The organism is Mesorhizobium sp. WSM4829 (assembly GCF_055811475.1).
In genome coordinates this window covers 20,503-34,525 of record NZ_JBVVQJ010000003.1, presented here as the reverse complement: position 1 = coordinate 34,525, position 14,023 = coordinate 20,503, and the positions used below count along the sequence as shown (strand labels likewise).

Annotated in this window: 8 protein-coding genes; 7 read left to right on the top strand and 1 reads right to left on the bottom strand. The window is 56.9% G+C overall.

Annotation, left to right across the window (positions count from 1 at the left end; translation table 11 throughout):
• Positions 1-12: 12 nt before the first annotated feature.
• On the bottom strand, positions 13-864 hold the full coding sequence (locus tag AC0L17_RS04015) for a hypothetical protein (protein WP_473514848.1): 852 nt from the start codon (positions 862-864) through the stop codon (positions 13-15).
• 188 nt (positions 865-1,052) lie between these two features.
• Here AC0L17_RS04015 and AC0L17_RS04010 point away from each other — a divergent pair, with 188 nt between their 5' ends.
• The 7 genes from AC0L17_RS04010 (at position 1,053) to AC0L17_RS03980 (ending at position 14,011) form a co-directional block, all read left to right on the top strand.
• Positions 1,053-1,628, top strand: coding sequence for a hypothetical protein (locus AC0L17_RS04010; RefSeq protein WP_473514847.1), 576 nt, complete (start codon positions 1,053-1,055; stop codon positions 1,626-1,628).
• 155 nt (positions 1,629-1,783) lie between these two features.
• The gene (locus AC0L17_RS04005; protein WP_473514846.1) at positions 1,784-2,503 is read left to right on the top strand and encodes a LuxR family transcriptional regulator; all 720 of its coding nucleotides are present in this window, start codon (positions 1,784-1,786) and stop codon (positions 2,501-2,503) included.
• Positions 2,504-2,587: 84 nt separating this feature from the next.
• A complete protein-coding gene (locus AC0L17_RS04000) occupies positions 2,588-3,247 on the top strand; it encodes an acyl-homoserine-lactone synthase (protein WP_473514845.1) in 660 nt (219 codons plus the stop codon).
• 326 nt (positions 3,248-3,573) lie between these two features.
• Complete coding sequence (locus tag AC0L17_RS03995) at positions 3,574-5,379, top strand: S8 family peptidase (RefSeq protein ID WP_473514844.1); 1,806 nt, start codon at positions 3,574-3,576, stop codon at positions 5,377-5,379.
• Positions 5,380-5,495: 116 nt separating this feature from the next.
• Positions 5,496-5,918: a S8 family serine peptidase gene (locus AC0L17_RS03990; RefSeq protein ID WP_473514843.1), complete on the top strand. Its 423-nt coding sequence runs from the start codon at positions 5,496-5,498 to the stop codon at positions 5,916-5,918.
• A 114-nt stretch (positions 5,919-6,032) separates the two neighbouring features.
• On the top strand, positions 6,033-6,341 hold the full coding sequence (locus tag AC0L17_RS03985; RefSeq protein WP_473514842.1) for a twin-arginine translocation signal domain-containing protein: 309 nt from the start codon (positions 6,033-6,035) through the stop codon (positions 6,339-6,341).
• A 20-nt stretch (positions 6,342-6,361) separates the two neighbouring features.
• Complete coding sequence (locus AC0L17_RS03980; protein WP_473514841.1) at positions 6,362-14,011, top strand: phage tail family protein; 7,650 nt, start codon at positions 6,362-6,364, stop codon at positions 14,009-14,011.
• Positions 14,012-14,023: the final 12 nt, after the last annotated feature.

Below are 14,023 nucleotides of genomic sequence, written 5' to 3'. Positions count from 1 at the left end.
TACGATACAACTCTAAGACCGCAGGCCTGACAACGTCACGTTCAACGAGGTTGGACCGCATGTACCCTTCGACGACCCGGAAGGCGCGGCCGAGATCGCCGTGTGTAGAAAAAGCAGGCAAGGCCTGGCCTGGCTTCTCTGAGGGCGGCCGCAGAGAAGATTGTCAGCAGGAAGTAGGAGAGAACTGGCCCGAAGACCTCTGAGCTCGCCGGGAGAAATAACGCCACCGACCGTGTGCACGCCGAGCTGATGAACGACGCCGGTCTGAGGACTACGGACATCGATCCGTTTGAGTTGATCTTCGGCCGAGACCTTGCGCTCGACGAACTCGGAGATCTTTGTCTGGACGTCTCGCAGCTCGCTCGCCACCTCGCTGCGCAAATCCTGATCGATCTGGATGATCTGCAAACGGATTTCGGAAGTACGACCCTTCGATTGCGCTATGGCCGCAGTCAGTTGCCCGTGCTCACCTTTAAGCCGCACAGCGTCGCGTTCAAGCGCAGTTATGCGGTCGATTGAAACCAGCTTGCGTTGCCAAAGTCTGCGCATGCCTTCGAGCTCAAATCCGATCAACTTGATTTCCTGGCTCTTGGCATCTCTTTGCTCGGTCAAGCCGGAAACTTCTTCGGCAAGCTGCGCTATGCGCTCTTCCAACTGAGCCTTCTGACCGGCGCGTGCCTGTCGGCGAAATTCGAACAGAGATTGCTTGCCGGCCATCGCCCGACCAATATCGGGGGCATCCTGCCGTGACACAAGCGAAGCTGGAAAGATGATGCTTCCTTTGCCGTCGCGCTCGGCCTCAAGGCGAGCCAGCCGCGCCTCGAATTCGTCAGTCAGAACCTTGGCGGGACGGCTCAGGATCAACCGGGGGGATTGCGTTAAACCACATAGAAATGCGGGCGATAGATTCCTCTACGGCTCGATTTAAAACGGTGACAAGTAACGACCATCTACCACATAAATTTGCTTTCTGTTATTATCGCAAGATAAGGGAGTTTCACCACGGTTCTTCGCGGGGATAGCCGAAATCTGACGCATGAGGGGACTAGTTAATGGCACAGTCGTCTGCCAACGCGGTAAAAATTTTGTCTGACGAGGAGTTCTCAAAAATCCTTGCCGATGAAATAGGGCCACTTGCGTCTGAACTGCTCTTGATCCCACAGGATGGCTCGGATGTCGCCCGCCTGCCCTTCGACTGGTCCAAGGCCAAAGGCTACTACGTCGAACATTGCCCGCGCGGAGGTGGAAATGATTGTCCGGATGGCGAATTCGCATCGGACTGCACGCATTTCGTGGGTCACGGGCTTTCGAAGAGCAAGATCATCGTCAACCTTCCGAGCGCCATCTGTGCCAATGGTGTTTGCATCCGCGTTGTCGAGTTGGCCGCGGCCTTCAAAAACTCGACGGCAAAATACGCCAACGTGACGAAGGTATCTGATCTGGCTGAAACGCAGGAAGGGGACTTCTGCTTTGTAGTGACGTGGTTCGGTCTTTCAAAAGATCACGTGATGGTGCTGGCTGGTCGCATCAATGCGTCTGGCGGCAGAGTTTGGGGACACACGAACCCGCGCTGTGCCGAGCCAGTCGACCTTACTGGCGAAAGCCTGGTCATATACCGAATCCAGTAAGCGCCTCCCGGATGCCGGTCCGCGGACCTTCGCGGGCGAGCACATTGTCCGAGAGACTGAGGCACCCCATTCACCTAGTAGTTGAAATGTATATTCGATATTTCTAATTTAGGCTATACTTATGTCGATTGAGTGTCCAGGGCGAGGCCTGTTCCATGATCGATGGAGACGTATTTGATTTTGTCGAACGCTGTAGGAAGCATTCGGCGACGGAGCCGCTTCTAAGCGACCTTCTTGAAACGGTGAGGGACCTCGGCTTCGAGCACCTTATCCTGAGCGGCGTTCCTCTCGGTGGGCAGAAGCTTGCCCCAATGGTCGAACTGAATGGCTGGCCGGCCGGCTGGTTCGAGCGTTATGTCGAAGCCGAGCATGCCGCGGTTGATGGTGTTTGCATCTACTCGGCAAAGACTTTGAAGCCGTTCCTTTGGTCCGAAGTCCCGGCAAAGTGGTCAGGGACGGAAGGCTCACGACGCGTTGCCGGCGAGGCGACGGAGTTCGGCATCTGTAGCGGCTTCGCCGTGCCGATGCTCAGCGTTCACCATTGGCAGTCAGTCCTGTCATTCGCCTCCTCTGCAAAGAGCTGCAGTTTGTCGCCACGCCAACAGGGGCAGCTAGTCACGATGGCGGTATATGCCGGGATGTCGATCCAGGCTTTGTCAAATGATGACCCGGATGAAGGTTTGCTGACCGCCCGGGAAAGGGAGGTGCTTTTGTGGGCCGCGGCAGGCAAGACCTCGTCCGAAACCTCCCAAATCCTCGGTCTGACCGAGCGCACCGTCAAATGGCACTCAACGCGAGCTCGCGAGGCTTTTGGCGTCGCAACGACCACGCAAGCGGTCGTCGAAGCGGTGCGCCGTCGTCTGATCCATCCCTAAAACGCGTCAACTGTCCGATCGGACAGGTGACGTATATTAGCGCGACTGCGAGTATCCCTGCGAGAAGGACCGGGGGATCGCGCCATGATAACGGCCCACGTAGTCAATGCCCATAACAAGCATCTCTACGAAAACGAATTCGACGAGTTTCTGCGCCGGCGGCACGATTTCTTTGTGCATCAAAAACTTTGGCGCCCTCCAAGCCCGGATGGTCGCGAGCTAGATCAATTCGATACAGATGCGGCGACATACCTGCTGGGCATTGAAGACGATCGCGTAGTGACCTCGGCTCGATTGATCCCAACTAGCGAGCCGCACATGGTATCGGAGGTCTTTTCTCACATGTGTGAAAAATCGGGCGTCCCAAGACGTCCGGATTGGGCCGAATGGACGCGCACATTCGTCGTTCCCGACAAACGAACTGCTGGACTGAGGGGCACGCTGACGCAGCTGTGCTGCGCGGTGATGGAGTACGCTCTCGATGAAGGCCTGAGCGCCGTCGGCGGCATACAGGAAACCTACTTCATGCCCCACCATGGCGCCCTCAAATGGCGTGTCGAGCCAATGGGCATGGCCAGGGAAGAAAACGGGGAGTGGTACATCGTTGCATATATCGCCGTGAATGAGGCTGCACTTGCGAGCGTCCGCAATATACTTCGTATCAACAATTCTCTGCTCGTCCGGCGCGGGGCCCAGCCTTCATTTCTCCGTTGGCCCGAGAAGCGCTTGGAGGTCGCCTGCTGAGCTCGAGATGGACCACCCATAGAAGAAGGCGATCGCGTACAGATTGCGATTCTTGTCACGAGCAGTAACAACGACGGTCAGCATTAGCTCAAGTTGGATCAAATGTCGAAGTGGCAAGACGCTCGGCCAAGCAGAGGTGGCTGGACAAGTGATTCGTGCGAAAATCAGTAATGCTTGGGCAGGAGACCGGGGTGAGAGTGACGGCCGTGTAGACCGCCAGCGAGGTTGGCTGCGCGTCAAGCGGATGTGGGAGCGGGCAACTGATTGCTCCCGTCAGGCCCCTGACACGCTGGTAACAGCCGTTTTGAACAGGGAGGTGAAACATCATGAGACGCAAATTCCTTAAAGTGCTCGGGTTGGTAGCCGCGTTCCCTTCCGGAATAGCTATTGCCGTGGCACAAGAGCCGACGTTCCAATCGCAAACGGAGGCCGAAATCGTACCCGGCCAGTTCATTGTTAAAACCCAGCCAGGTTTTTCCCCGGAGGCGCTCTCAGCCGCGGCGTTGGGGCCCGAGGCCACTGTTATCGATGATCTGCCGCTAATTGGGGCCAAGGTTATTCGGGCCGACGAGGAGTTCGGGACGTTGGCGGCCCGCATACTCCAAATTCCCGGTGTTGCTTATATCGAGCCGGTCTACGTGGTCCGTGTCGACGCCACCCCTAGTGATAGTCAGTATGCGGCCCAGTGGGGGTTTCCGAAAATATCAGCACCAGCAGCCTGGGATACCCGGACTGAATCAGCTGACCGTGTTGTCGCTGTGATTGACACGGGGGTTGACTACAAGCATCCGGACATTGCCGCGAATATGTGGACAAATCCTGGCGAGACGGCGGGCAACGGTGTGGACGATGATGGCAACGGCATTATTGATGATGTCTTTGGCGCCAACTTCGTTCCGAATGCAGCCACTGGCGACCCGATGGACGACCACCGCCACGGCACTCATGTCGCGGGCACAATAGGTGCGGTTACGAATAATAGCCTTGGCGTTGCCGGAACGAATTGGAAGACACGAATAATGGCCGTGAAGTTTTTATCGGCCAACGGCAGCGGCAATACTGCTAATGCCATCCGGGGCATAGAGTATGCAATACGGATGAGAGCCAACATCATGAACAACAGCTGGGGTGGTGGCGGCTACTCGCGTGCCCTCGAAGACGCGATTCGACTGGCTGACAACAAAGATGTGCTATTCGTCGCCGCAGCGGGTAACAGTAATTCTGACAATGACGTAACTCCCCATTACCCCTCAAGTTATGACATTCCCAACGTCTTGGCGGTCATGGCGACTGATCAAGCAGATGCCAAGGCCGGCTTTTCGAGCTTCGGCGCTACCGGTGTAGATATTGGCGCGCCCGGCGTTGGCATCCTCTCTACCATTCCCGGGGGAAATTATGATTCGTTCAATGGCACGTCGATGGCCTCCCCACACGTCGCCGGAGCTGCGGCGCTGGTATGGGCCGAGACCCCATCACTAACGCATGTGCAGGTGAAGGAACGACTTATGACTACCGCAGACCTCATCCCTGCTCTCTCGGGTCAAAGCGTGACGGGTGGAAGACTGAACCTTGCTGCGGCCACTACTGGTGGCGCCACCACATGCAAGTCGAAGCAGCAGGTTCAGATCGCTTACGATGAGTTTTTCTGGTCGGATAACAAGACGATCACCAAGAACGACAATATTCTTTCGGTTAGCTTTGAGCTGCCTGAGCCGATGGTCGTTGATATCGCCGCGCACGGCTCGGCCCGACGGATAAGTGGAGCGGGTAACACTATTATTCGGACCGGCCTCTATACTGGAGCGTCGCCCAACATCATGTGGACTGGTTCGTACCGCCGAGCGAATATCCGCAATACAAATGATAGCCGGAACCTGTCCTCCAATTTTGGCGTTGTTTTGCCGGCTGGAAAGCACACCCTGTATTGGAAAGTCTGGGTCTCCAGTGCAACATTACAATTCGACTCCGGGACCCTTACGGTTCGCGCTATACCATGCAGCATGGGTGGAAAGCGGACTGTGGCGGTGTCCGCCGAAAATGCCGACATCACGCAGGCCGACCCGACACAACAACCCCGCGTCGAGGAATTGGGGACAGATAGTCAGGGAACCAGCCTTACCACGACTGATTGAGTGGTGCTGCGGGACCATTGCGGGGTTGGCCTCCAATCCACCCACGTGGTGCTCAACACGGGTCGGCAATGCAAAACTTTACCTAGGGTTCCAACAGGCGTAGTCTAAAACACGCAATGAATGCACTTTATCTAAATGTCGCGGACCACGCGCTTCTATTTCCTTGCCTCTTGGCAGTTTGGGCAGGCTCTGCGTTGCCAGCGGCAGCCAACAGTTCGGTCGGGTGTGCCCAAATCGAAAATCTCTCTACCCTCATGTCAGTGGAGGAGAAAACTGTCGAGAACCAGATACTCGTGAGATTCAAAGACACTCTGAGCAACGAAGAGATCGAGGCGATCAACCGTGGGCTCGGTGTGACAGTGCTCAGCCGTATGCTCGACGGCAAGCTCTTCCTAGTAGAAACCCCGGATCCCGGAGTGCGAGATAAAACTATCGCGGCATACTTGGCCAACAAGGGAGTGTTGTACGCCGAGCCCAACCAGCGGGTCTCTATCCCGCCGTTTGGCGAAACCGAAGGGGCGCCCGAAGCTGATGAATAACGATTCGGGTAAGGTGTTGGGTTAGCTTTTTAGACTCTTCGAAAGGCCTGCGCCTCAATATCAACGCGCCGATCGGTCGGCCTGTGATCTGTGTGTGGTTTGCGGCCTCATTCCATGGGGGCAAATTTGCAGTACTCAGTGCTTAGAGACTGGCTGATCGCAAGGACGCTCAAGAGTGAACCGGTAGGTTCCGTCAACTCGTCGTCGCCAAAATCGAACATCACCCGCCGAGGTTTCCTCGCAGCTTCCGCTGCCACTGGCGTTGGATCGTTGGTGGTAACGGCGGGATTGTACGTTCCGAAAGTCTCTGAACGGAACGGGGCCGTTACAGTCGAGTACGCCGGGGAGCAGTGGATTTTAGATGCTTCCCGATTTGGCCGGAGGGCGCGTGCATCTTTCAGCCACGAGGATCCATTTTTTTGATCTCGCTCCGGCGTGCTCGAATGCCGGGTACCACGCTTGCCTTCGATCTGCTGGCTCAATTGGCTCCCCGAATAGACGGTTGGCACATCCGCATCAAAGTCCCCGCTTGGAATCTGGACGCGGATATGCCGCTTGCGTCTTGGATGGCGGGTCATGATCCGATCGAGGGCGCCGGCTCGCTGGGGACTTTTGATGTTGCTGGTATAACCATCAATTGCCCGCCCAACGCTGCGATAAAAATTCGTCCACCGCTTCAAATTTCGACTCAGAACGTCGAACTTGTGGGTCACGATGCTATTCGTGCTGCAGGGGCTCTCACGCTCCAGCCGGAAGCGGACCACGAAATCGCATTGCGCGAAACGTTGCTCTTGGCGCCGCGAGCGCGAGCGACAACGCTTTTACTCGAAGATGTCAATTGTAGCGACGAAATCTCCATTGGCCGCAATGCGGCAAGTGAACCAGTCGCTTTTGCCCCTCACACAATGCGCAGTGTGCGGATTGAGGCATTCGACGAGGGAGGTGTTACGCACGGCGTCTTTTTGATGGAGGGAACGGGCGTCCTCCGCGTAGGTCAGCCACAAGACAAATTCGAACATGCTGCGGGAATTCGCTTCGAGCGCATCGCAATTGTCACGGCTGGTGGTCGTCGATCCACGCAGACGATAGTCGCGGGTCGAGTCGCGCGTGTTGCCCACGCGATCGATGTGTCGGGTACGCAAATCCTCGTGTCGGGCGACGATAACGAACCGTTCTATCTGCATGTTGCGAATGGTGTGGTGCCGCACACTGTTGTCCGCGCCACATTTCATCAAATGTGGCTGCCTGTGGAAGATGCGGACAGCGCTGCGGCCGCGTTTTCCGGAAGCTCGATCGACATTGTCGTTTCCGAGTCTACGAAACTTCATGGGCAACAGGACTTCGTCCTCAGTGACAGAACTTCGGCAGAGGAGCTTATCTCGCTCGCGAGCACGAAGCGGCCATTGCGATCTGAAATAAGCGCGCCCGAACGAACGGGCAATATGGTCGTGCTGGGCCAGCATCCTTATGTCGTTGCGCAGACATCACAGGCTACGTTCCGGCTTCAACGGGGACTTGACCTTTTCGACCTCTCATTCGCTTTCGAAGGATTCACTGTCCGTGTCGAGAGCGGAAAAGCATATTTGGTGAGGCCAGTTCCTTCTCGCCCAAGAGACCCATTCGCGCCAGCGAGCATAACGGTCCGCTTTCCGCCGCAGCACATCGCTGAAGAATGGTTTCCAGTCCAGGATCCCTCTGCGTGTATGCAGAACCCGCCTTGCTTTCCTGACGTTACCCGTGCCCGAATGTCAGGACCCTCTCAGGTCGTTTTCTCAGTTGATCGGGACCGCCGACGAGCTATTTGGGCGCGTCAACCCCTGACGATTTCAGCGCTGACTGAGTGGAGCAATCTGGCACTTGAAGTTCACGCCCGCGCGATGCCCGAGGACGCTTCGTTTGAAGCGCAAATGGACTACCTCGGAATTGATGAGAGGACTTCACTTAGACAGGCGATGGACAAGGTTCGCGCGACACTAACGCCGCCGACGCCCGCGCAAACTCAACTCGAACTCGCTGGTCGCCTGATCTTTTCGCCTTCACGAGAGGCGAAATGGATTACCCCGCGCGCGGTCGATCCACGATCTGCGCTGCTCTGGACAGCGCGGCTCGATGACGTCGGGCGCCGGTCGATGCGCGCAATTTGGTCCCGCTATCTCAAATCCGCGTCATTCGATCAGTGCGCCGAACCGATAGATAACCCTGAGCCTTTCCAGTGTGACCCGAGAGACCCTGAGCGAGAAGCAAAACAGTATCTGCTTGTTTTGCGACAAAGCACGCATTGGGATTTGGTCGGACAGACGTCCGTATATGGACTGCCTGCATTGCGTCGCATCATGGAGAACGCAACGCCGGGCGATGACATCGAGGAGGCATTAAAAAAGCTGCCGCGCAGCCGCGTTGTGCGACCGCTTGAGGGCGAGAAGGGCCATCAAGTTGTGGTCGAGATGGACGCGGCGAAAAATTTTATGCAGCAGGATTCTGGGATCGCGATACCTGCGACGTTTGCCGATGCCGATGTAATTTTGTCTTCCATGGGCGGAATCATCAACGCCGAGTGGCGTGGTGAGCCTCCCAATCTCCTCTCGCTGGATTCCTGGCCGGATTATGTGTGGCCAGCAAAATTTGATGTCGAGCGCTTCGACTATCGCACGTATCTGGGACGCGAGATTCGGGTGGAGGTCGTCAAGAAAGGCTACCTCCTGCCCTTGGGAATCAGGGCGTCCTACGTTGAGCTGACCGAGCGGCTGTTCTTCCGGCATCCAAAATTCGGCAGTCCGTACGCGTATCCTGTCCAACGCAATTTCATCACGATTCAGAAGCCCGTCAAACAACTACCCGGCGTAAACGATCTTTATGAAGCGCGAGATTTTCCGGCCGACAAGATCGTCATGCGGACCAAGGTCACGCCAGACCTGGTTGCGCCCGGCCGTCCTGGCACTCACAACCCATTAGATAAAGTACATGGCGTCGAGATTCGCGAAGGCGGTCAGCTCACGTTCCCGTCGCAGAACACCCCAATCCTGATGGAAATCGATATTTTCTGGCCGCGGGTTGCACCCGGGCTGCCGGGCACGCGTGGCGACGTCGAGTTCAAATGGACGCTCAACGAAGACGAAGCACCAATTACGAGCAATCTGCTTTTCGTCAGCAACAAAGCGGTCGGTTACGAGCCGCTTATGGCGGAAATCGTGCGCTTCTATCAAAAGATCAGCAATCCGGGCGTCGCCCCGATTGTCACGGCGAGCTCCTCGGCGGTTGGATCGGCAGCCGATCTTGGCGACCACGATGCGGACACGACATGGGCGGCTGACGCAACTCCGAACGGCCATCTGCAGTTCGAGTTGGCGCAACCAACCTCGCTGGCGAATCTTGCATTGACGGCGGGCGCGAGCCCGCGGCGCGCCCCTCGAAGTTTCACCCTGGTTGGATCCGATACTGGAGGGTTTGCCGGTGAGCAGGTCCTCATCCTAACCGTCAGCAATGAACCCGATTGGAAAGCTAACGAACGCCGCTGGTATGCCGTAAACGCAGCGGTGCCCTATCGGCACTATCGCCTAGTTATGACCGATACGTCGGACGGTCCGGGTGGTTATCAGGTGTCCGACGTCGATCTGCTCACACGTGACTACAGTTCCCTCTGCAAGGCGCGACATGGCGGAGCGCGCCGACGTTATGCGCCGACCGAGAAAGATGGCGAGACCACGTTCGATACCGACAGCTGGACAATGTCGGCTCGAGGTATGGTTGTTAATTTGGGTAATGAATACACCGAGCGTTTTGTCATGGATGGGCGAATGGAAGGCGGAGATCAGCCTCCATGCTATCCGGTCATGGCCACTGCCAAGGTCAATATCCAAAGCCTCGATCGGCTGCTTGGGCGACCCCAGGGGCTTATTACGGTCGGCTTCAACCCGAACTACGTCATTAAGGGCTTCAAGGACAACAATCCCAGCGAAATCTATCTCAACCTGTTGGGCCCGCACATCGAGCTCAATGTCACTGGACAGTCGACAACGAGTGGAGGGTTCGCGCAGCCGAACTCCCTGGCTGTCGCGCTATCGAGGAAAATCGGCATTGTCGGCGGCGCTCTGAAATCGCATGCAGAGCGCCGACGCGATCGGACGATTCGAAAGCTCGCCGGCGTGGCTCCGACAGGACGTTCGCACGACGTGCTGGCTGCCAGGGAAATTCGTCCGGCGGGTCCAGGTGCCCCGGACTCACCCTATTCGTTCAAGGAAGCTCAAGACGGCTATTTCAATCCATCGGAATTTCTCGGCGCACTGACAAAAGCCAAACTGCTCGGCATCGTCTCGCTCGAAACCGTCTTGAAGCGAGTGGAGATTGGACTCGCCCCAGAACTGACGGAAAAAATTGGTTACGGGCCCCTCGGCGCCGATACGGTCGAAAAGGCACTAACCCGTATCAAGGATTTCTTTTTCAAGGGAGTGGATGGGCAGAGCTTCGCAAAACGGATCGTTGCCGTTCTCGACGGAATTCAGAAGCGGATCGAAACGGAAATCGGGACGGGCACCGGCCTCTATTTCCGCGACGTATATCCCGAAATCTTTTCACGTTTCACGGCGCTACGAGCGGCGGTCATCAGCGGTTTGCCGGTCATCGAACAAGCTAGCGGACCTAACGAATTCGGGAAGGTAACCGGCAAAATTAATGCGATCGTCAACACGGGACGTCCGTTGATCGCCGAACTGGATCGTGTCTTGCACGATCCAGTGCCGCCGCTGATCAAGGGCCTGATCAAGGATTTCGCGACGACCTGGGTTCAACTGAAGAATCTGGTCAGCACCGACTTCCTCAGCATCGGACGCGATCTGGCGGCAAGCCTGGCTGCCAATTCCCTCAAGCAGGTTTGCGAAGAACTCGAAAAGTCCAGCCTCGGCGGCCTGTTGTTGGGAGCGCCCGGCATAACTGCCGCGCAGATTATCGCCAATCCCAATGATGCATTGGACACGATCAAGGACGCTCTGTTCGAGAGCGTGCTTGCTCAACCGCTTGCTCAAGCGGTTTCAGAGTTTCGTGGTTACGAGTCACAGGTAACAGCCAAGATTGCCTGGGCCGAGCGAAAGCTTTCACGGGAAGTCATGTCGAAAATCGGCTCCGCGGTGGAGGCGATCAAAAACGAATTAGAACCACCGCAGACGCCCACCGAAGCCAATATCTTGCTCCAACAAACACAGGAGGCGCTGCGAGACGCAATTTTGGCCGGAGTTACCGTCGTCATTGCACCGGTTCTCGCCGGCAAGAACAACGCAACGACGATCGAAGAGGTCCTGGGCACCTTGGACGCCGCGGCCGCTGCTTTGCCGGCGGCTCTGACCAAGGCAGAGCAGCGTATTCAGCAAGCGATTACAGACAAGCGAGATACCTTCAAGGCCAAGGTCGCGGGCGATCTCGACGCTCTGCTTCGCCGCTTTCGGGCTGCGGTCGTGCAACCTGTCATCGATGCCATAGACAAGGACATCGACCCGCGTATCAAAGCGCTCCGATCGACTTTGCAGGCGCAGATCAATGCAAAGCGCACCGAGGCGATTAAAAAAATTGGCGACGTCGCCTCCAACATCCTTCAAGGGATCGCCAAATCGGAATTGTATGCGCGCATCGCCCAGGCCGGGCGCGCGCTCGATCAGTGGTGCAACGCTGGCTCCACCGACATTGGCACCGCGCGGATTGTCGCCTTTGCTGACAATGTCGCCGCCAAGCTCCTTGCCGCAACCAGCCAAATTTCCGGTGACCTGACCAAGCTGCTGCAAGCTGCCGACCGGCTGAAGCCCCCCCCGGGCACGCCACAGGAGGTGGTGGAAAAATTCGAAGTCGCAAAAAATGCGATCAAAGTCGAAATCCAGCAACTCGGAATTCTGGCACAAAATGTTCATACCGCACGCGAAGAACTCAACGCGATCCGTACCAACGTGAACGGCAGTCTCGCTGCTGCCTGCAGCGATGTCGTTAAGTTCCTAAATCCCGCCGACCAATTGCTGAAACTCAGGCAGTCCTGCCTGGGAAGAATTCAGACGATCGTCAACCGCATTGATGAGATCGAAAAGCTCATTGGGTCGATGCTGCGGTTTTCGAAATTTTCTGCAGCGCAAGCCCGGTCCGTGCCTCACGCGTTTGTGACCACCGATCTCGATACCACGATCCAAGAGCTGATCGACACCCTGGCCGAGCTGATCAAGGGCCTTACCGGCGTCGGCCAAATCGGAAAGCCAGGTTCGTGGGCTGATATCAAAGCGCTGATCAAAGCGATCACCGATCCCACCGATCCGGATTATGCAAAATTTGCGCAGCTCCGCGCCGTACCCGGCTACGTCGATCGCATCGAAAAATTGATCGACGATTTGGAGGCAGAAGCTGGGGCCCTTCGCGCGAAATTGGAGGCGGGAAACCTTACTTCGGGCGTCCTCACAAGGCTGCAAGCAGAAGTTTCCGGTCTGGTCAAAAACTTTGAAAAGGAAATCGCCGCTCAAATCTTGCAATCACTGACGCTCGCGGCGACCGCTGCCGAACGGATGAGCGCCGCAGCGGCGAACGGGCTGGCGGATGCCGCCGATCGCCTGGCGACGTTCCACATCGCAGCTGAAAAGGGGCTGACAGCTCTTTTCAATGCGTTGAACCACCCAGACGTCGCGAAGCTGGTCGCTCTCGTCCTCGCGGACGACCAAGTCCTCATAAGATTCGAAAACGCCATCAGGGCGGTGGCAGCGGATCGCACCGTCTTGCAGCAGATCGTGGCGGCCAGAAACACCCCGGCGCTGGCGTTCGCGCATACGCAAACGCTGCTTGAGTCTTGGCTGGCCCCAACGTCCGGTCCGGCGCTCATCGTTACTCTGAGCGAGATGGCTCGCGTCGCTGACTCGTTCTTGCGAGGCGATCTCGGTGACATCATCTCGCGGCTGGGCCTCAAGGATACGCTGAAATCGGTGTTGGAAGAGCTCAGGTTGGCAACGACCGAGCTTCTGCCGACCCGAATCGACCTTGGCTATGCGTGGAGCACGGAACTCGGTCAGTTTCCGGCCGACAACTATGTCTTCAAGATGCGGGCTGGACCAAGCAGCTCGGATTTGACCATTCGCGCCAATGTTTCGGTCGACTTCATCTCCGGCGCTCGGACGGCGGTGATTGAAGGGACCATGAAGCCCTTCGAGATCTGGTTGGTTGGATCTTCAGTCGACGTCGCGAAAATCCTGTTCAAAAAAGCAACATTCACGTCGGTCAATGGAGCGTCGCCTGACGTCAAGGTTGAGGTTGATACGGTTGAGCTCGGCGGATTGGTCGAGTTCGTCAAGCCATTGCAGGCATGGCTGTCCGGCGGCAGTGATGGCGGTCTCTACTTCAAGCCGACGTTTTCGCCTGTCGGCCTGGAAGTTGGCTACACGTTCGACGCAGGCATTATTCAGCTTGGCACTCTGCAGTTCATCAACGTCGCATTGGGAGCCGCCGCCCGTCTTCCCTTCAACGGAGATGATGCGGAATTCGAATTTCATTTTGCCAGCCGGGAAAGGCCCTTCCTAATCGCCCAGCCGCCGTACGGTGGCGGCGGCCATGTTCAACTGATCGCCAACGCGAGATCGATCAAAGGATTTTCGCTTTCGTTTGCTTTTGGCGGGGTTGCGGCCGGCAAGATTGGTCCTCTCAGCGCCCAAGCCCGGCTGACTGCAGGCGTGTATCTCGCCGCTGTGGCCGGCGGAGGCCGCACCATCACGGCGTTCGTCGAGGCGGTGGGCGAGGGAAACATCGCCTGCTTCAGCATCTGCATTTGCATACAGATCGGCATGACGCAGAAGCCGCAAGGGGGGCGAAGTGTTCTCTTTGGATTCTCGAGTTACTCGCTCACCTTCAAAGTCGGATTTGTAAAGGTCAGCTATAGGTTCACGACAACCTACGTCATCCAGGGCAATGCAAGCGCAACAAGCGCGTCGATCGCGGCCCGGTCTCAGGACAGCACGGAGTGCCTACCGTTGATCTGCATCCCGCCAAAAGATGCGCAAACGGCAAGCCGCTATCGGACCCTCAACCCGAGGAAGGCGTCTGAATGGCGTGCCTACCGAAGCCACGTGGCGATGAGGCTCATTTGAATTGAGGGGCGA